Genomic DNA, 18824 nt, shown 5'->3' with positions numbered 1-18824 from the left:
CCTGTCATCCAGGTGTTCGGGCGGGTATTCAGACCGCTATCGAAAGGGTGATCCGTTGAGCCGCTCGGTTCTCGTCACCGGAGGCAACCGGGGCATCGGCCTCGCCATTGCCCGCGCTTTCGCCGACGCCGGCGACAAGGTCGCGATCACGTACCGCTCGGGCGAGCCACCGGCCGGCTTCCTCGCCGTCAAGTGCGACATCACCGACACCGAACAGGTGGAGCAGGCCTACAAGGAGATCGAGGCCGAGCACGGCCCGGTCGAGGTCCTGGTCGCCAACGCCGGCATCACCAAGGACACGCTCCTGATGCGGATGTCCGAGGAGGACTTCACGTCCGTCCTCGACACCAACCTCACCGGCACCTTCCGCGTCGTCAAGCGTGCCAACCGCGGCATGCTGCGCGCCAAGAAGGGCCGCGTCGTCCTGATCTCGTCGGTCGTCGGGCTGTACGGCGGTCCGGGGCAGGCCAACTACGCCGCCTCCAAGGCCGCCTTGGTCGGTTTCGCGCGCTCGCTCGCGCGGGAGCTCGGCTCGCGCAACATCACGTTCAACGTCGTCGCCCCCGGCTTCGTCGACACCGACATGACCAAGGTGCTCACCGAAGAGCAGCGCGCGAACATCGTGCAGTCCGTGCCGCTCGGCCGTTACGCGCAGCCGGAGGAGATCGCCGCGACGGTGCGGTTCCTCGCCTCCGACGACGCCTCGTACATCACTGGAGCCGTCATCCCGGTTGACGGCGGACTGGGAATGGGTCACTGACACCATGGCTGGAATCCTCGAGGGCAAGAAGATCCTCATCACCGGTGTGCTGATGGAGTCCTCCATCGCCTTCCACACCGCCAAGCTGGCCCAGGAGCAGGGCGCGGAGATCATCCTCACCGCGTGGCCGCGGCCGACCCTCACCGAGCGCATCGCCAAGAAGCTGCCTCAGCCGGAGAAGGTCAAGGTCCTGGAGCTCGACGTCTCCAACGACGAGCACCTCGCCCGCCTGGAGAGCCAGGTCCGTGAGCACCTGGGCGACAAGCTCGACGGTGTCGTGCACTCCATCGGCTTCGCGCCGCAGGACGCGCTCGGCGGCAACTTCCTGAACACGCCGTTCGAGTCCGTGGCCACCGCCATGCACGTCTCCGCCTTCTCCCTGAAGTCGCTGACCATGGCGCTGCTGCCGCTGATGACCGAGGGCGGCTCCGTCGTCGGCCTCACCTTCGACGCGCAGTTCGCCTGGCCCCAGTACGACTGGATGGGCCCCGCCAAGGCCGCCCTGGAGGCCACCAACCGCTACATGGCGCGTGACCTCGGCAAGCACGACATCCGCTGCAACCTGATCTCGGCCGGTCCGATCGGCTCCATGGCCGCCAAGTCCATCCCGGGCTTCGCCGAGCTGGCGGCCGTCTGGGACAGCCGCTCCCCGCTGGAGTGGAAGCTGGAGGACCCGGAGCCGGCCGGCAAGGGCGTCGTCGCCCTGCTGAGCGACTGGTTCCCGAAGACCACCGGCGAGATCGTCCACGTCGACGGCGGTCTGCACGCCATCGGTGCATGATCTTTCCTACGGTGTGAGGGCCCGCGTTCTCCGGAACGCGGGCCCTCACCCGTTCGGCCCACCCGGCCGGGCGGGCGGGCGGCACAACTGGGCACTCTGGATTACGCGTTCACCGCTTCCCTCCCCAGCACGGCCGAGGAGGTCCCCTTGTGCGCCTGTCCCGCAGCCTGGCCCCGATAGCCGTCGCAGCCGTTCTGCTGATGTCCCTGCCGCACGAAGCGTCGCCCCACGCGCGCGAGGACACCGCACCGGACCTGTTCGGCGCCGCGTGCTACAGCAAGATCACCGGCTCCCGTGTGACCGCCTACTGCCACAACCCCTACCCCGACGTCGACCTGGTCCGGCTGCACATCGAGTGCGACCGCTGGTGGGACGTGGACAGCGACGGCGCCCCCGTGGAGGCCGGGCCCGCGCAGACCGTACGGCTCGACGGCCGCTGCTGGAAGGAAGTCCGTTCGGTGTGGGTCAGCCACCAGAAGAAGTGATCGGTGTGGGTCAGCCGCCAGAAGAAGTGAACAGCCCCGGCCGGCACTGGAACGGATAGCCCGCCGCCTGCGCCGCGGCAGCCTCCGCGTCGCCCGCGCGGATCGCGTCCACCACCCCCGAGTGGTCCAGATACGACTCCGGCGTCATCTCCTCGCCGACGTCGTCGCGCAGCCAGTCCCGCAGCACCTCTCCCAGATCCGCGTACATCGCCGTCATGACGTCGTTGTGGGACGCCGACACCACCGCCAGGTGGAAAGTCGCGTCCGCCGCCACGAAGGCCTCCTTGTCCCGCGCCTCCCAGGCCTCCTCACGGCGTACGAGGAGCGCGTCCAGCTGCTTGAGGTCCTTCTCCGTACGCCGCCCGGCGGCCAGCTTCGCGGCGGACGACTCCAGCGTGGAACGCAGCTCGGCGATGTGCCGGGGGTCGGCGTCGGCGAACCGGCGCTGCATCACCCCGGCCAGCTCACTGGTCGCCACGACGTACGTGCCGGAGCCCTGGCGGATGTCCAGCAGGCCGTTGTGCGCGAGCGCGCGGACGGCCTCACGGACCGTGTTGCGGGCCACCCCGAGCTGCTCGACCAGCTCCGGCTCGGTCGGGATGCGCGAGCCGACCGGCCACTCACCGGTGGTGATCTGCTGCCGCAGCGCGGCGATGACCTGCTCGGACAGCGCCGATCGACGGGGATGGCTCAGAGGCATGGCACACCTTCGCACGGGACGGGCGCCGGGAGACGCCCGGGGGATGGACAACCAATCATCCAATGATTCTATGATGGACGGCATGGCAAGCGAGGAAACCCGGACGACGACGTCCCCGCACATACGAAGCTCGGCGACCGGCGAGACTCCCGAACCGTCCACGCGCGCGTGGACGACACGACTGCTCGTGCTCGGCATCGTGCTGGCCGCCGTCAACCTCCGTCCCGCCATCACCAGCCTCGGCGCCCTCTTGGAGGAGGTCCGCGACGGACTCGGCATGAGCGGCAGCGTCGCCGGGATCCTCACCTCCGTGCCCCCGCTGTGCTTCGCCGTCTTCGGCGTCATGGCCCCACGCCTCGCCCGCCGCTTCGGCCCGGGCGCGGTCGTCTGCGCCGGCATGGCCGCCATCACCGCGGGCCTGCTGATCCGGCCCTACGTCGGTGGCACCGCCGGCTTCCTGGCCGCCAGCGCCCTCGCCCTCATGGGCATCGCCGTCAGCAACGTCCTGATGCCGGTCATCGTCAAGCGCTGGTTCCCCGACCGGGTCGGCTCCATGACCGGCCTGTACTCGATGGCCCTGGCCCTCGGCACCGCCACGGCCGCCGCGGCGACCGTGCCGGTGACCGACCTGCTGGGCGGCAGCTGGCAGACCGGGCTCGCGGTGTGGGCGGGCCTGGCCGCCGTCGCCGTACTGCCGTGGCTCCCGTTCGTACGGCAGCGGGACGGTGCACGGCAGGACGACGGCGTACGGCAGCAGGGCGGCGCACGGCAGGACGACGGCGTACGGCAGGAGGGCGGTGCACGGCAGGACGACGGCGTACGGCAGGAGGGCGGCGCACGGCAGCAGGGGGCGGCACCCGCCGGGCAGGCGTCCGCGCGTGAGGCGCAGCCCGCGCTGCGGATCACCCGGAGCCGCACCGCCTGGGCGCTCGCCGTCTTCTTCGGCCTCCAGGCCACCGCCGCCTACATCACGATGGGCTGGATGCCGCAGATCTTCCGGGACGCGGGCGTGCCCGCGAGCACGGCGGGACTGCTGCTGGCCGTCACGATGGTGATGGGCGTACCGCTCGCCTTCGTCATCCCGCGCGTGGCCACCCGGCTGCCGCAGCAGGGCCCGATCGTGCTCGTGCTCGGCGTCTGCGGCCTCGTGGGCTACGCCGGGCTGTACCTCGCGCCCGCCGCCGGAGCCTGGGCCTGGGCCCTGCTCCTCGGCATCTCCAACTGCTCCTTCCCGCTGGCCCTCACCATGGTCGGGATGCGGGCCAGAAGCGGTGCGGGCGTCGCCCAGCTGTCCGCCTTCGCGCAGAGCACCGGCTACCTCATCTCCATCCCCGGGCCGCTCCTCGTCGGCGTGCTCTACCAGCACAGCGGCGGCTGGGGGCTGCCGATCGCCCTCATGGCCGGGCTGATGATCCCGCAGATGGTCGTCGGCGTGCTGGCCGGACGCGATCGCACGGTCGAGGAGGAGGCGGTCCGCTGACGCCACCCCCACGGGGTTGCCGGCGGACGGGGGTGCGAGACTTGCCGCATGCCAGTGCTCGACCCGAACCCCCAGAACGGCCAGAAGAAGATGCTGCTCGTCTTCGGCTCGTTCCTCGCCATCTTCGTGATCATCGCCGTCATCGCGACGATCGCCTCGCCCTGAACCCGTCCGCCTCCCGGGGGCAGGGGTGGGGTTATCCCCCCGTCCCCTAGGGGGTGTGTCTCAGGGGCAACTGGGTGGATCACCGGATGGGTTGGGGGCCGCCGGATCCGTACCTTCGAGATGTGGCCGCGACCGAGCGGACCACCGGCCCACTCGGAGAGACGCGGAGGCACCCATGTCGGCCCCATCGCACACCCCGCCCCACCCGGCGACCCGGGGTCGCGCCGACATCCGGCTGCCCTGGTGGGCCCTCGCCCTGCCGACGCTCGCCTTCATCACCCTGCTCGCCCTGATACTCAACCCGGCCGACGCACAGGCCGCCGCGGGCGACCCGGCGATCACCCATCTCTTCGAGCGCATACAGCAGCTGGCCGCGCGCTGACCGGCCCGGATTCCCCGGCCCGCGGTGATCGTCAGGCACCGTCGCGGCCGCCTGTCAACTCCCTGCGCCCCATGGCCTGTTTCATGCGAAGCTGGGTCCCATGAGCGTCGCAGAACCCCGCAGGATTGTCCTTTTCCGGCATGCGAAAGCCGACTGGCCACAGGTGTCCGACCATGAGCGACCGCTTGCCGAGCGGGGACGCATGGACGCGGCCGTGGCAGGGCGGAAGCTGGCCGACTCCGACATCACCCTCGACCTGGCCCTGTGCTCCACAGCGATCCGGACCCGTGAGACATGGAAGCTCGCCGTGCACGAACTCGCGCACCGGCCGAAAACCGTCTATGAGGAGCGGGTCTACGAGGCCTCTCCCGGCGAGCTCATCGCCGTGCTCAACGAGACCCCGGACGACTCCCAGAACGTCGTCCTGATCGGCCACAACCCCGGGGTGCAGGGTCTCGCCGAGATCCTGGCGGGCTCGGCCGAGGGCGACGCCCGCGAGCGGATGAGCCGCCGCGGCTTCCCCGCCGCCGCGTTCGCGGTCCTGTCCTTCACCGGTTCCTGGAAGAGCCTGGAGCCGGGTGTGGCCACCCTCCTCGACTACTGGGCACCGTCGGAATGATCCCCGCCGAGTCATGACGGCGAGGGCCCGGCACCGCGGAGGTGCCGGGCCCTCGCCGGATGATCCGGAGGTGTCGGACGGTCCGGAGGTGTCAGAGCAGCTCGTCGTGGATGTCCGCCGCCTCGACCTCTTCGCGGGTGACGCCGAGCAGGTAGAGGACCGTGTCCAGGAACGGCACGTTCACCGCGGTGTGCGCGGCCTCCCGCACCACCGGCTTGGCGTTGAAGGCGACGCCGAGGCCGGCCGCGTTCAGCATGTCCAGGTCGTTGGCCCCGTCGCCGATGGCCACGGTCTGCGACAGCGGCACCCCCGCCTCGGCGGCGAACCGGCGCAGCAGCCGCGCCTTCCCGGCCCGGTCCACGATCTCGCCGGTGACCCGCCCGGTCAGCTTGCCGTCGACGATCTCCAGGGTGTTGGCCTGGGCGAAGTCCAGCCCGAGCCGTTCCTTCAGATCGTCGGTGACCTGGGTGAACCCGCCGGAGACGACGCCGACTTGGTAACCGAGGCGCTTGAGGGTGCGGATGAGGGTGCGGGCGCCGGGCGTCAGCCGTACCTCGCTGCGCACCTTCTCGACGACGGACGCGTCCAGCCCCTCCAGGAGGGCCACGCGCGCGTGCAGGGACTGCTCGAAGTCCAGCTCCCCGCGCATCGCGGCCGCCGTCACCTCGGCGACCTTGTCCTCGCAGCCGGCGTGCGCCGCGAAGAGCTCGATGACCTCGTCCTGGATGAGGGTGGAGTCCACGTCCATGACGACGAGCCGCTGAGCGCGCCGGTGCAGGCCCGCCGCGACGACGGCGACGTCCACGCCGAGTGCGGCGGCGTCGGTCACCAGCGCGGTGCGCAGCGGCGCGGTCTCGACACCGGACACCGCGAACTCCACGGCCGTCACCGGGTACTTGGCGAGCCGGAAGATACGGTCGATGTTGCCGCCGGCCTTGGTGATCCGGGCCGCGATCGCGGCCGTGGCCTCCGCGGTGAGCGGGTGGCCGAGCACGGTGACCAGGGAGCGGCCGAGGCCACGGGGGCGGTTGTCACCGAGGCCGGAGATGATCTCCGCCTGCATCTTCACCGACTCCGCCCAGCTGTGGACGGTCGACCGCAGATCGCCCTCGAGCCCGCGCGGCGGCTCGGTCACGAGCGCGCACAGCACCATCCGGCCACGGGTGACGACCTGCTCGATGTCGACGACGTCGACCGAGTAGGCGGCGAGGGTGTCGAAGAGACCGGCCGTGATGCCCGGCTTGTCCTTGCCGAAGATCTTGACGAGAAGAGTGGGTACGTCGGAGGTCTGCGAAGCGCTCATGGTGTACCCACCGTATCCGGCACGCAGTGCCTTCCGCCCCTGAGGTCCGCCTGGCGGACAGGGAACACTCGGTGTCCTTCAGGTGGAGCGGATCTTACGCACCGCCTCACGCCCCTCGCGGAGTCACCTCCGCCCCTTGGGCCTGCCGGGCGGGGGAGGAGGCGGGGGCGGCGGAGGCGGCGGCGGTGCCCCCTCACCGGGCGCCGACGGCGGTTTCCGCGAGGGCGGCGGCTGCATCGGCCGCACCATGGTGGGCGCGCCGTACACGTCGTCCCCGGCGGGGGGCGACTCGTCGCCAGGGTTCCCGTCGTCGGACCTGCGCGAGTCATCGGGCCGACCACCGGCCTGCCCCCGGTCACCGGCCCACCCGCCAGGCTGACCGGCGTCACCGCCGGGCTCGCCGGGACGGGGGCGTCCCCGTCCGGGCGGTGAGCCGTACTGCGGTCGTGAGCCTTCGGGTGGTGAGCCGTAGTGGGGTTGCGAGGCTTCGGGTGGTGAGCCGTGCTGGGGTTGTGAGGCTCCGGGCGGTGAGCTGTATGGCGGCCGCGACCCTCCTGGCGGGGCGTCGGCCACACCTGCTCCCCGCGCGTCGGGCGGCCGTGCGTCCTCCGGGCCTCGCAGCTCCTCCGGTACGCGCAGGTACGGATTGGTGTCGGGATTCGGCGGCCGATACGACGGCGTACCCGGCACATACGGCCCAGCCTCCCCGGAGGCTCCGCCCTGCCCCGCCCCAGAAGCCGAGGCCTCACCCGACCCCGCCCCGGAAGCCGCCCCCCGACCCGCGCCAGAACCCGAAGCCCCACCCCACCCCGGATGCGAACCCCCACCCTGACCCGCGGGCGCAGCCCCGCCTTCACCGGCGTACGGCCCGGCCCCGCCTTCACCGGCGTACGGCCCGGCCTCATCTCCGCGCGACCGCGCCCCGCCCTTACCGGCATAAGGCGCGGCCTCGCCTTCACGCGACCAAGGCTCGGCCTGACCTTCACGCGGCCACGCCCCCGCCTCCCCCTCACGCGACCACGCCCCACCCGCACCGGCCCCCACCGCCCCGGCGCCGCCGCTCACCCCCGAGACTCCGCCCTCACCCGCATACGGCCCAGCCCAGGAGCCGCCCCCCTGCGGCCCAGCCCAAGATCCGGCCCCCTGCGGCCCACCCCCCGACTGCCCGGCATACGCCCCCGGCCCACTGCCCGAACCCACCGTGACCCCAGAGCCACCCCCACCGCCCGAATCCCACGGGACCCCAGCGCCACCCCCGCCCCCCGAACCCCCCGCAACCCCCGCCAAGTCACCCAGTGCCAACGCAGCCGCCCGCTGCCCAGCCGCCCCCGTCGCCCTGGCCAGCAAGGCCCCCGCTGCGCCCGCGCCCGCGCCCCACAGGGCGCCCAGGAGCAGGGCCATGCCGAGGTGGCCGTGGAGTTCGATGCCGGCGCCGAACGCGTCGAAGCCCAGGACCGACAGCGAGGCGTCCACAGACACCTCCGTCAGCCAGGCCAGCAACGGCAGCGCCAACGCCGTCACCAAGCCCAACCGCAGCGCACAGCGCCCGGCGAAGCCGAGGGCGCCCGGATCACGTACGTACGAGGCATCCGCGCCCGAACCCGCAGCCGCTTCCTTCACCACCACCCCGACCGGCGTCCGCACCGCCGCCAGAACCCCCGCCAGCAGCATCATCACGGCCGCCGCGACCGCCAACAGCCAGACCCGGCCGTCGAGTTCGGCGAGGCGGGAGAGGGAGACGGACTCGTCGCGTTCGGAGCTGAGCAGGTCGTCCAGGGGGGCGGGGAGGAAAGCGGTCAGGGGGCCCGTCGCGCGGCCGTCCCACGGGACGAACAGGCCGATCGGGATGCCCAGCCAGGTGCCGTTGGGCGTGCCCAGCAGGGCCGCGCCCGCGATCCGCTTCGGGTGGCCGTCGCCGATCGCCGCGTACGCCGCCGCCGCGAGCCCCGCCGCGACCGCGACCAGCAGCACGGTGACGAGGGCCGACACCGCTGGGCGGACCATCCGGTGCAGGGCTTCCCAGCCGCGCGGCAACGGCGTACGGCGGGACGCCAGCAGGGCGATCAGCAGGATGCCCGCCGACCAGCCCAGCCCGCCCAGCAGCGTCGGCACCGTGTCCACCGTGAAGCCGACCGCCGCCTTCGCGTCGACCAGGTTGCCGATCTTGTCCGGCAGCAGCCCTCCGATGTCCCCGACGTCACCGAGCCCGGGGATCTTCAGGCCGCCGCCCCCGCCCCCGCCCCCGCCACCGGGCAGCTTGTCGAGCCCGAGCGCGCCGCCGTCGATCGTGATGACGTCGTGCCCCGCCCAGGCCAGCCCACCCAGCGTGGCCACGAAGAGGACGACCACCGCGCCCGCGCGCGCGAGGAGTTCGCCCGGTGCGATCACAACTCCCGCCGACCGCAGGGACCGTAGGAAGAACCATGACAAAAGGAGCGCGCCGACCAGGCTCACCCCCAGTGGCGTGATCTCGATGGCGGTCGCCGCCTCCGCGCCGGTCAGTCCGAATGCGGACACATCGCCCGACGGCGTCACCGAACCACCCGCCCCAAGCGCCACCACCGCCGCGGTCATCGGGCCCAGCGAGGCCGTCGCGTCCGCGCCCAGCAGATGCAGCCCGAGCGCCGCGACACCGGCCATGCCGATCAACGCCCAGCTCACGGCGACGATCGCGGTCAGCAGGATGTCTCCCCATGGCAGCTTCGCGCCGTACTTCGTGGTCTCGACGTGCGTGGACGCACTCATGGCAGACCCCCCGATCCGCGGCGCGGCGATTACCGCGCATGTCCCCCTCGCGTGGATTACCACTCTCCGGGTCGGTTTCAACCCCGTCAACGGGACGGGTCGATGCGTACGTACGTGGTCTTCACAAGGCCCGACTTTCGGTCAGGGGGCCGAGCCTGAAATAGTTCCCGACGATGTTCGACATCCCTAGACTCCCTGTGTTGGGGGTAACTCGGGGGACTACTCATGGGGCATGGAGTGCCGGAACTCGTACTGGAATTGAATGGACGTACCTGGACGCTCGACCCGTCCAGGCCCTACACCCTCGGACGCGATCCGCAGGGTGACATCGTGCTGGACGACGCCAGGGTGTCCTGGCGTCACGCCACGATCAGCTGGAGCGGCCGCAGTTGGGTCATCGAGGACCACGGCTCGACCAACGGCACCTTCGTGCAGGGCCAGCGGATCCACCAGCTGGAGATCGGCCCTGGCACGGCGGTGCATCTCGGCAACGCGACCGACGGACCGCGCGTGAGCGTCTCCGGCGCCGCGGTGGCTGTCACGCCGCAGCCCCAGCAGCAGCCGTACGCCGCGCAGGGCGCCGGCCCGGGCTGGGCCCAGGCGCCCCAGCAGCAGGCGCCTCACCAGCAGCCACCGGCGCAGCAGGCACCGCAGGCCGGCTGGCAGCAGCCGCAGCAGCCCGCCGCGAACATCCCGCCGCAGCAGGGCGGACCCGGCGTCGGCGCGGGGGCGCCGCCGGTCTACGGTGACCGCAGCCCGACCACGTTCCACCAGTTCTCGATCGGCCGCGTCATGCGCATCGGTCGTGCCCTGGAGAACGAACTGGTCGTCTCCGACCTCCAGGTCTCCCGTCTGCACGCCGAGTTCCGCTCGACGCCCGACGGCCGCATGGAGATCCGCGACCTGGGCTCGCACAACGGCACGTACGTCAACGGCCAGCCGATCGCCAAGGGCGGCTCGCAGCTGCTCGGTCCGGCGGACATCGTCGGTGTCGGTCACTCGACGTTCCGTATCGTCGGCGACCGGCTCGAGGAGTTCGTCGACACCGGTGAGGTCTCCTTCTCGGCCCGGCACCTGACGGTCACGGTCGACGGCGGCAAGCAGATCCTCAAGGACGTCTCCTTCGGCGTCCCGGAGAAGTCGCTGATCGCGGTCATCGGACCGTCCGGTTCCGGCAAGTCGACGCTGCTCAAGGCGCTGACGGGTTACCGGCCCGCCAACCAGGGCGACGTCCTCTACGACAACCGGAACCTCTACAAGCAGTTCGCCGAGCTGCGTCAGCGCATCGGTCTGGTCCCGCAGGACGACATCCTGCACAAGGAGCTGACCGTCAAGAAGGCCCTCAAGTACGCGGCCAAGCTCCGCTTCCCCGCCGACACCACCGGCGCCGAGCGCGAGGCCCGTATCGACGAGGTGCTGCGCGAGCTGAAGCTGGACATCCACAAGGAGAAGAAGGTCACCTCCCTCTCCGGCGGCCAGCGCAAGCGCGTCTCGGTGGCCCTGGAGCTCCTCACCAAGCCGTCGCTGATCTTCCTGGACGAGCCCACCTCGGGCCTCGACCCGGGCATGGACCGCGACGTCATGCAGCTGCTGCGCGGCCTCGCCGACGACGGCCGCACGGTCCTCGTCGTCACCCACTCGGTGGCCGAGCTGGCGATCTGCGACAAGCTCCTCGTGATGGCTCCCGGCGGTGCGGTCGCCTACTTCGGCCCGCCCGAGGAGGCGCTGAACTTCTTCGGCTACGACAGCTGGGCCGACGTCTTCTCCGCCTTCGAGAACTACCGCGACTACGACTGGGCCGGACGCTGGAAGGGCTCGCAGCACTACCAGATGTACGCCGCGGACATCGACGCCGTTGCGCCGCAGTCCGTACAGATGCCGCCGATGCAGGCGATGAAGCCGCCGAAGCCACAGGGCTGGATGTCGCAGTTCGGCACGCTGGTGCGCCGCTATGTGTCGGTGATCGCCTCCGACAAGGGCTTCCTGGCCCTGTCGATCATCCTGCCGCTCGTCCTCGGCTCGGTGAGCCTGCTCATCGACTCCGGCAAGGACCTGCTGGTCAACACGGAGATCAATCCGAGCACCGGCAAGCCCGTCGCCAACGGCACGGCCCTGACGGTGCTGCTGATCCTCGCGGTGGGCGCCTGCTTCGCCGGCGCCGCGAACTCCGTCCGTGAGCTGATCAAGGAACGGGTCATCTACGAGCGCGAGCGGGCCACCGGCCTGTCCCGCTCGGCGTACCTGATGTCCAAGGTCTTCGTGCTCGGCCTGGTCACCATGCTCCAGGGGCTGCTGGTCGGCATCATCGGCTTCTCCAGCCGCACCATCCCGGACAAGGGCCTGATCTTCGGCAGCCAGATCCTGCTGGAACTGTGCATCCCGATCATGGCGCTGGGCTTCACCGCGATGATGTTCGGCCTGATAATCTCGGCCCTGGTGAAGACCGCCGAGAAGACCATGCCGCTGCTGGTCATGTTCGCGATCGTCCAGGTCGTCTTCACCGGCTGCCTGTTCCCGCTGGCCAACTCGGTGGGCGTCAACCAGCTGTCCTACCTGATGCCGTCGCGCTGGGCGGTCGCCGCCGCGGGCGCCACGCTCGACTTCAACAAGATCAGCCCGCCGGCAAAGGGCGACAGCGACGACCCGCTATGGGCCCACAGCGTCGGCGCCTGGGGCATGGACATGGTCGCCCTGATCGTCCTCGGCGTGATCTGCGGCTTCCTCGTGGCCCGCTTCCTGCGCCGCCACGAGCCGGAGGTCATGCGCAAGTAGTCGCGGTCGTACGACGCCGAAGGGCGGCACCCCGTCAGATGGGTGCCGCCCTTCGGCGTGCTCGAGCGATGCGGCGAGCAGCGGTGTACGAGAGGTCCGCGCGGCCTCAGTACGCGCTGTTCACGTTGTCGATCGAGCCGTACTTGTCGGCCGCGTAGTTCGCGGAGGCGACGATGTTGGCGACCGGGTCGTACTGGCTCCAGGACGTGCCCGCGACGTGGTACGCGTCGAAGGTCGGCTTGATGATCTGCAGCAGACCGATCGACGGGGTGCCGTTGATCGCGTTGATGTCCCAGTTGTTGATGGCGCTCGGGTTGCCCGAGGACTCCCGCATGATGTTGCGGTACAGACCGTTGTACGTACCGGGGATGCCCTTGTCGTCCATGATGTCGAGGGCGTGCTTGATCCAGCCGTCGAGGTTGTTGGCGTAGGCCTTGGGGGCGGCCTTGACCGTGGCACGCTTGGCGGACCGGCTCGCGGCCTCCTTCGCCTTGCGCTCCTGGGCGGCCTTCTGCGCGGCCTTCTTCTTGGCGGCGGCCTCGGCGGCAGCCTTCTTCTTCGCCGCGGCCTCCACGGCGTCCTTCTTCGCGGCGGCGGCCTCGGCGGCCTGCGCCTGCAGGCTGGTCGCGGCGAGCTGCTCGCTGACGCCGGACTGGAGGTCCTTCAGCTGCTCGGAGCTGTAGGCGACCTTGGCCGAGGAGGCGGCCTCGCTCGTGGTCGTGTCCGCGTTGCTGGGCACCGCGGAGAACGCGAGGGCGGCGGCGCCGAGCGTGGCGACACCGGCGATGGCGATCTTGTGGCGCTTCGTCAGCGCGCGACTATGACCACGGGTGGGGTTCTGCGACATGCGAGTGGACCTCTTCGAATAGCGCGGAGTCGCTCTGCGTCCTTGCGGCACAAACGCCGCGGGCGGAACCCGCGGCGCTGAGCGACGGCAGCCATTCTTAGCGGCCGCAAAAATGTGTGGCAAAGGTGTGACGTACGATCCTGGATAGTGGATCAGGGAAGGGCAAAACGGGACAGACAGGAACGTCTGTCCCGCTCACCGCGCACCTGTTTATCTCCTATTGACCTTCGTACGTGATGTGCGCCCTATGCGCGGGCTCACATCGGACCCGTAACAGTCTCACCGGCAGTTGCTGAAGCAATGCTCTGCGTGAGGTCCCCTGTCCCGGCCTCCTCCGGGAGGAGGAGATGCACGTCCCCGAACTCGTGCCACAGGTAGAGCCCGCGCACCGCCTCCTCGTAACCGCGCTCGACCGCCGCCGTTCCGGCCACCGCCCGGAGCATCAGCAGATGCGAGGCCTCCGGCTCGTGCAGCCCGGTCAGCAGCCCGTCCACGACCCGCACACCGCGCTCCGGGGTCACCACGAGGTCGGTCCACCCTTCACGCGCGCGTACGACCCCGTCGGCACCGGCCGCCGACTCCACGGCCCGCACCGCGGTCGTCCCCACGGCGACGACCCGGCCGTCCCCCGCCTTCACCGCGTTGATCAGCCGCGCCGACGCCTCCGGCACCGCGAACCGCTCCGGATACGGCGGCTCGTGCGCCTCCGCCGACGCCACGCCCGTGTGCAGGGTGATCGGCGCGAACCGCACCCCCCGGCTCACCAGCTCCGCCACCAGCCGCGCCGTGAAGGGCCGCGCCGCGCTCGGCATCTCCGCACTGCCGGCCCCGCCGGGCTGCGGCAGCGCGAACACCGTCTGATACGCGGACAGCGGCTGGTCGCGCTCCGTGTAGGAGTAACGGATCGGCCGCCCGTACTCCCGCAGCAGCCCGGGGACCCCCGCCCCGGCCACCCGCGCCCACCACAGCCGCTCGCCCCGCGCGCTCAGCGGCTCCTCCAACGTCAGCCGCACCCCCTCGGGCAACCGCACCTCCGTCCCCGCGGGCCCTCCCGCACGCGCGCGCGTGGTGCCCCGCCCGTCGGGCTCCCGCAGCTCGACCGCCCAGCGGCCGTCGTCCCCGCGCGTGGAGAAGTGCACCACCACGCGCGCGTGCCCGATCCGCCCGTCCACGGCCGCCGCCAGCGTCGGTGAGGTGTTCACGACCAGCAGGTCACCGGCCCGCAGCAGACACGGCAGCCCCGCAAACGCGTGATGCGACACCTCCGTACCGCGTGACACCAGCAGCCGTACGGCGTCCCGGTCCAGGCCCGGGCCGCGCTGCTCGGCGGGGACACGGGCCGACAGCTCCTCCGGGACACGCAGCGCCAGGGTCACCGTGCCTCCAGCAGCGCGCCGGCCGTGTACCGGCCGCTTGCCGGACGCCGGTCGAGGAGCCGCATGAAGGCGGGGGCGATGTCCGCGGGCGCCGGCGTCCCCGACAGGTCCTCGTCGGGCTCGGCGGCGGCCAGCATGTCGGTGCGCATGCCGCCCGGATCGACCCACCAGACCCGCAGCGCCGGCTCCTCGACCGCCAGCACCGCCGACAGCTGGTCCAGCGCCGCCTTCGTCGCCCCGTACGCCCCCCAGGTCCGGTACGCCTCCGCGCCCGCGTCCGAGCTCACGTTGACGACCGCGCCCGAGGGAGCCACGCGCAGCTCGGGCAGCGCCTCCTGGAGCAGCCCCAGCGGCGCCACGACGTTGACCTCCAGGGCCGTGCGGAAGCCGTCCAGGGAGTGCTCGCCGAGCGGCACCAAGGGCTCGGCGCCCAGCACCCCGGCGTTGTTCACCAGCAGATCGAGACCGCCGAGCTCCCGCGCCCCCGCCACCAGCGCGGCCCGGTGCCCGGCGTCCGTGACGTCGCCCGGCAGCGCCGTCACGCGCGTGCCGTACGCCCCGACGTCGGCCGCCGTCTTCCGCAGCACTTCGGCGTTCCTGGCGTCGAGCACCAGATCCCAGCCCCGCGCGGCCAGCGCCTCGGCGAGCGCCCGCCCCAGCCCCCGCGAGGCCCCCGTGATGATCGCTACCGGCATGACACGTCCCCTCGTCGTCACTTGTCGTGGCCTCAACGTAGGAACGCGACGGCCCCGCGCGCGTCGGACGCGGGTCGCGAACAGGTGGGGCCCTTCGCCCTAAGCCCCCGGTCCGGGCCCTTGGCCCTAGGCCCACCGCCCTAGGCAGCCGCCGCCACAGGTCGGATACGGACTGTCACACCCCGCCGGTACCGTGAGGGCATGAGTCAAGGCCCCAGGTCCGGTCTGGCCGCGGTGAGCTCCGCGTTGCTGGCCATGAGCAGGCATCTGGAGGTGCGCGACGTCCTCAAGACGATCGTCGCCTCGGCCCGCGAGCTGCTCGACGCGCAGTACGCCGCCCTCGGCGTCCCCGACGACCACGGCGGCTTCGCCCAGTTCGTCGTCGACGGCGTCAGCGACCAGCAGTGGAAGGCCATCGGCCCGCTCCCCAGGCAGCACGGCATCCTCGCCGCGATGCTCCGGGAGGCCAAGGTCGAGCGCCTCGCGGACGTCCGCAAGGACCCCCGCTTCGAGGGCTGGCCCTCGGCCCACCCCGACATGTCCGACTTCCTGGGCCTGCCGATCAGAGACGGCGACGACGTCATCGGCGCCCTCTTCCTCGCCAACAAGAACTGCCCGAAGCCGGACGGCAGTTGCGGCTTCACCGCCGAGGACGAGGAACTCCTCTCCATCCTCGCCCAGCACGCCGCCATCGCCCTCACCAACGCCCGCCTGTACGAGCGCAGCCGCGAACTGACCATCGCCGAGGAACGCTCCCGGCTGGCCCACGAACTGCACGACGCGGTCGCCCAGAAGCTGTTCTCCCTGCGCCTGACCGCCCAGGCCGCCGCCGCCCTCGTCGACCGCGACCCCGCACGGGCCAAGGGCGAGCTGCACCAGGTCGCCGTCCTCGCCGCCGAGGCCGCCGACGAACTGCGCGCCGCCGTGGTCGAGCTGCGCCCCGCCGCCCTCGACGAGGACGGTCTCGTCGCCACCCTCCGCACCCAGATCCAGGTCCTCGACCGTGCCCACACCGCGCGCGTGACCTTCGACAGCTGCGGAGTGCGCGCCCTGCCCGCCGCGCAGGAGGAAGCCCTTCTGCGCGTCGCCCAGGAGGCCCTGCACAACGCCCTGCGGCACTCTGGGGCCGACCACGTCGACGTGACCCTGGCCCGCCGCGGCAGCGGAGCGGTCCTGCGCGTCACCGACGACGGCAGCGGCTTCGACCCGACGCAGACCCGCCGCGCGGGACGCCACCTCGGCCTGGTCTCCATGCGGGACCGGGCGAGCGGGGTCGGCGGCGCGCTGACCGTGGAATCGGCGCCCGGCAAGGGCACCACGATCGAGATGGAGGTCCCTGGTGGCTGACGCAATCAAGGTGCTGCTCGTCGACGACCACCAGGTGGTCCGCCGCGGCCTGCGCACGTTCCTCGAAGTACAGGACGACATAGAGGTCGTCGGCGAGGCCTCGGACGGCGCCGAGGGCGTCGCCCGCGCCGAGGAGCTGAAGCCCGACGTCGTTCTCATGGACGTCAAGATGCCCGGCATGGACGGCGTCGAGGCGCTGCGCAGGCTCCGGGAACTGAACAACCCCGCGCGCGTGCTCATCGTCACCAGCTTCACCGAGCAGCGCACGGTGATCCCGGCCCTGCGCGCCGGAGCCGCCGGCTACGTCTACAAGGACGTCGACCCCGACGCCCTCGCCGGCGCCATCCGCTCCGTCCACGCCGGCCACATCCTGCTCCAGCCCGAGGTCGCGGGCGCCCTGCTCTCCCAGGAGGAGGCCAACTCCGGGCAGGGCCGGGCGGGTTCGCTCACGGAGCGGGAGCGCGAGGTGCTCGGCCTGATCGCCGACGGCCGCTCCAACCGCGAGATCGCCCGCGCCCTCGTCCTCTCCGAGAAGACGGTCAAGACCCACGTCTCGAACATCCTGATGAAACTCGACCTGGCGGACCGCACCCAGGCCGCGCTGTGGGCGGTACGTCATGGAGTGACCGGTTGATCCACCACGCGGTCGGCAATACGGAGGGTTCCGCTCCGGAGTGAGATTCATACCGTCGTGGGAATGTCACCCGGACGGCGCATCCTTCGTGGATCTCCACCGTTCTCCAGTGCGTGCTGCGGCGACTGCCGCGGCGATCACCAGGAGGGCTCAGAAGTGAAGAACCTGAAGAAGGCAGCGGCCGTGACGATGGTGGCCGGCGGACTGATCGCCGCCGGTGCCGGGATGGCCTCCGCCACCGACGCGCACGCCGACGGCAAGGCCGTGGGTTCGCCGGGCGTCGCCTCGGGCAACCTCGTCCAGGCCCCGATCCACATCCCGGTCAACGCGGTCGGCAACAGCGTGAACGTCGTGGGCATCCTCAACCCCGCGTTCGGCAACCTCGGCGTCAACCACTGACCTCCGCCTCAGGAGCGGCAGTGACCTCCGGCCTCCCGGGCGCTCCCGGGAGGCCGGTCAGTTTTTCGTGCCAATGATCCGAACGGGCAGTTGACGTCGGATTCCCGTACCGTTCGCGCCCGCCTCCCCGTTGATCAGGCACGACCCGCGGCCGGGTCGGACACGCAAACGCAGGAGGAACGCTTCTCATGAACATCGCCAAGAAGGCCGCCGTGGCCCTCACCGTCGCCGGTATCGCCACGGGTGCCGCCGCCGGTGCCGCTGTCGCCGACGCGAGTGCCGACGGCGCGGCCGTGAAGTCGCCGGGCGTCGGCTCGGGCAACCTCGTCCAGGTCCCGGTCCACGTCCCCGTCAACGTCGTCGGCAACACGGTCAACGGCATCGCCGGCCTGAACCCCGCCTTCGGCAACTCCGGCGCGAACGACTGACGTCGGGTCTGAGCCGATCGGGCCTCTCAAGTCAACGGCGACTTGAGGGGCCCTTGGTCATGACGTCGTACCTGGCTCCGCTCAGCGAACCCCCCGCTCCCGCTCCTCCACATACGCGTTGTACGCCGCGACCTGCGCCCGCCGAGCGGTCCGCTCCACCGGCCGCAACGCCTCCGCCCGGGCCGCCATCTCGCCCGCCGTCACCGCAGCGCCGTGCCCGTTCTCATACGCCACGGAGATCAACAACCCCACCCGCTGCGCAAGCTCCAGCACCCGCACCGCCCGCGGCGGGTACCCCGGTGCCAACACCTCCCGCCCCCGCTCGGCCCGCGCCCGGTACGCGTCGATCGCCGCCTCCGCCACCGGCCCCGTCCCGGCGACATCCAGCCGCGTCAGCACCTCGGTCGCCTCCCGAAGGGCCTCCGCGAGCTCCCGCTCCGCCTCACCCAGCGACGGCACATCGGCCGGCGGCGCCTCCCGCACCGGCAGCACATGCCACACCACCTCGACATGCACATCGCCCGCGGGCCCGGCCTCGTACACCTCGGGCACCAATCCCAGCGCGGCCCCGTGACAGATCACCGCCTCCTCGGCCTCCAACGCCCGCGCGTTGAACTCCGGCGGCCCGCTCAGCCCGAGCGGATGCCCCGGCGCCGGCAGCGCCACCCGCAACCCGGTCGCCCCGAGCGCCCGCAACCGCCCCAACGCGAGCGTCAGCCCGACCGGCCCCGACTCACCGGGCAACCCCTCCACCCGATGCACGGCGTCGTCCCCGACAGCGGCGAGCATGGCGTCGTCAGGCGACACAAGTCCGGCCAAAAGGGCGTTTCCCCAAGCGGCAAGGCGTCCAGAGCGAGGTTCCGAGAGCATGCCCCCACCCTAAGGACCGGACCGATGGAATGGACC

17 protein-coding genes and 2 pseudogenes are annotated in these 18824 nt (G+C 71.5%); 12 read left to right on the top strand and 7 right to left on the bottom strand.

The annotated features are described in order from the left end of the window. The first annotated feature begins 55 nt into the window (after window positions 1-55). The 3 genes from fabG to EJC51_RS12115 all read left to right on the top strand — a co-directional run bounded on the left by fabG (window position 56) and on the right by EJC51_RS12115 (window position 2026). Entirely contained in the window at window positions 56-760 is a 705-nt protein-coding gene (gene fabG / locus EJC51_RS12125; RefSeq protein ID WP_126271070.1) for a 3-oxoacyl-[acyl-carrier-protein] reductase, read from the top strand. Window positions 761-764: 4 nt separating this feature from the next. Beyond that, on the top strand, window positions 765-1541 hold the full coding sequence (gene fabI, locus EJC51_RS12120) for an enoyl-ACP reductase FabI (RefSeq protein ID WP_126271069.1): 777 nt from the start codon (window positions 765-767) through the stop codon (window positions 1539-1541). Window positions 1542-1690: 149 nt separating this feature from the next. Further along, complete coding sequence (locus EJC51_RS12115; RefSeq protein ID WP_126271068.1) at window positions 1691-2026, top strand: hypothetical protein; 336 nt, start codon at window positions 1691-1693, stop codon at window positions 2024-2026. 10 nt (window positions 2027-2036) lie between these two features. Here EJC51_RS12115 and EJC51_RS12110 read toward each other — a convergent pair whose 3' ends face one another. Then, window positions 2037-2726, bottom strand: coding sequence for a FadR/GntR family transcriptional regulator (locus EJC51_RS12110; protein WP_126271067.1), 690 nt, complete (start codon window positions 2724-2726; stop codon window positions 2037-2039). Between the two features lie 70 nt (window positions 2727-2796). Between EJC51_RS12110 and EJC51_RS12105 the strand changes: the two genes are divergently transcribed. The 4 genes from EJC51_RS12105 (at window position 2797) to EJC51_RS12090 (ending at window position 5372) form a co-directional block, all read left to right on the top strand. Next, the gene (locus EJC51_RS12105) at window positions 2797-4206 is read left to right on the top strand and encodes a CynX/NimT family MFS transporter (protein ID WP_126271066.1); all 1410 of its coding nucleotides are present in this window, start codon (window positions 2797-2799) and stop codon (window positions 4204-4206) included. A gap of 48 nt (window positions 4207-4254) precedes the next feature. After that, entirely contained in the window at window positions 4255-4371 is a 117-nt protein-coding gene (locus tag EJC51_RS49150) for an SGM_5486 family transporter-associated protein (protein ID WP_097262240.1), read from the top strand. A 175-nt stretch (window positions 4372-4546) separates the two neighbouring features. Continuing rightward, window positions 4547-4753, top strand: coding sequence for a hypothetical protein (locus EJC51_RS12095; protein WP_059197204.1), 207 nt, complete (start codon window positions 4547-4549; stop codon window positions 4751-4753). Window positions 4754-4853: 100 nt separating this feature from the next. Further along, window positions 4854-5372 (top strand): SixA phosphatase family protein, encoded by a 519-nt coding sequence (locus tag EJC51_RS12090; protein ID WP_097262235.1) that lies wholly within the window; start codon window positions 4854-4856, stop codon window positions 5370-5372. A 91-nt stretch (window positions 5373-5463) separates the two neighbouring features. Here EJC51_RS12090 and serB read toward each other — a convergent pair whose 3' ends face one another. Continuing rightward, the gene (gene serB / locus EJC51_RS12085) at window positions 5464-6675 is read right to left on the bottom strand and encodes a phosphoserine phosphatase SerB (RefSeq protein WP_126271065.1); all 1212 of its coding nucleotides are present in this window, start codon (window positions 6673-6675) and stop codon (window positions 5464-5466) included. A 1221-nt stretch (window positions 6676-7896) separates the two neighbouring features. Beyond that, a pseudogene (locus EJC51_RS48655) lies at window positions 7897-9420 on the bottom strand (streptophobe family protein); the annotation flags it as partial. Between the two features lie 237 nt (window positions 9421-9657). On the opposite strand from EJC51_RS48655, the gene EJC51_RS12070 reads away from it, so the two are divergent. Beyond that, window positions 9658-12192, top strand: coding sequence for an ABC transporter ATP-binding protein/permease (locus EJC51_RS12070; RefSeq protein WP_126276918.1), 2535 nt, complete (start codon window positions 9658-9660; stop codon window positions 12190-12192). A 106-nt stretch (window positions 12193-12298) separates the two neighbouring features. Here EJC51_RS12070 and EJC51_RS12065 read toward each other — a convergent pair whose 3' ends face one another. From EJC51_RS12065 to EJC51_RS12055, 3 genes and pseudogenes are all read right to left on the bottom strand, one after another. After that, on the bottom strand, window positions 12299-13039 hold the full coding sequence (locus EJC51_RS12065) for a transglycosylase SLT domain-containing protein (protein WP_126271064.1): 741 nt from the start codon (window positions 13037-13039) through the stop codon (window positions 12299-12301). A gap of 260 nt (window positions 13040-13299) precedes the next feature. Further along, window positions 13300-14415: pseudogene (locus tag EJC51_RS12060) on the bottom strand (S-adenosylmethionine:tRNA ribosyltransferase-isomerase); the annotation flags it as partial. Further along, window positions 14412-15110 carry an SDR family NAD(P)-dependent oxidoreductase gene (locus tag EJC51_RS12055; protein ID WP_126271063.1) on the bottom strand — a complete coding sequence of 233 codons (699 nt, stop codon included), beginning with the start codon at window positions 15108-15110 and terminating at the stop codon, window positions 14412-14414. The pseudogene EJC51_RS12060 and the gene EJC51_RS12055, both read right to left, overlap by 4 nt. Window positions 15111-15311: 201 nt before the next feature. On the opposite strand from EJC51_RS12055, the gene EJC51_RS12050 reads away from it, so the two are divergent. From EJC51_RS12050 to EJC51_RS12035, 4 genes are all read left to right on the top strand, one after another. Next, the gene (locus EJC51_RS12050; RefSeq protein ID WP_126271062.1) at window positions 15312-16457 is read left to right on the top strand and encodes a GAF domain-containing sensor histidine kinase; all 1146 of its coding nucleotides are present in this window, start codon (window positions 15312-15314) and stop codon (window positions 16455-16457) included. Next, a complete protein-coding gene (locus EJC51_RS12045; RefSeq protein WP_059197196.1) occupies window positions 16450-17091 on the top strand; it encodes a response regulator in 642 nt (213 codons plus the stop codon). Before EJC51_RS12050 ends, EJC51_RS12045 begins: the two co-directional genes overlap by 8 nt. A 156-nt stretch (window positions 17092-17247) precedes the next feature. After that, window positions 17248-17490: a chaplin ChpE gene (gene chpE / locus EJC51_RS12040; protein ID WP_059197195.1), complete on the top strand. Its 243-nt coding sequence runs from the start codon at window positions 17248-17250 to the stop codon at window positions 17488-17490. Between the two features lie 188 nt (window positions 17491-17678). Continuing rightward, on the top strand, window positions 17679-17918 hold the full coding sequence (locus EJC51_RS12035) for a chaplin family protein (protein ID WP_126271061.1): 240 nt from the start codon (window positions 17679-17681) through the stop codon (window positions 17916-17918). Window positions 17919-17999: 81 nt separating this feature from the next. Here EJC51_RS12035 and EJC51_RS12030 read toward each other — a convergent pair whose 3' ends face one another. Further along, entirely contained in the window at window positions 18000-18788 is a 789-nt protein-coding gene (locus EJC51_RS12030) for a hypothetical protein (protein WP_126271060.1), read from the bottom strand. Window positions 18789-18824 lie beyond the last annotated feature (36 nt).

The sequence above is a fragment of the Streptomyces aquilus genome, from assembly GCF_003955715.1.
Lineage (GTDB): Bacteria > Actinomycetota > Actinomycetes > Streptomycetales > Streptomycetaceae > Streptomyces > Streptomyces aquilus.
The sequence above is the reverse complement of the archived record's forward strand: the minus strand, read 5'-3'. Positions and strand labels throughout refer to the sequence as shown.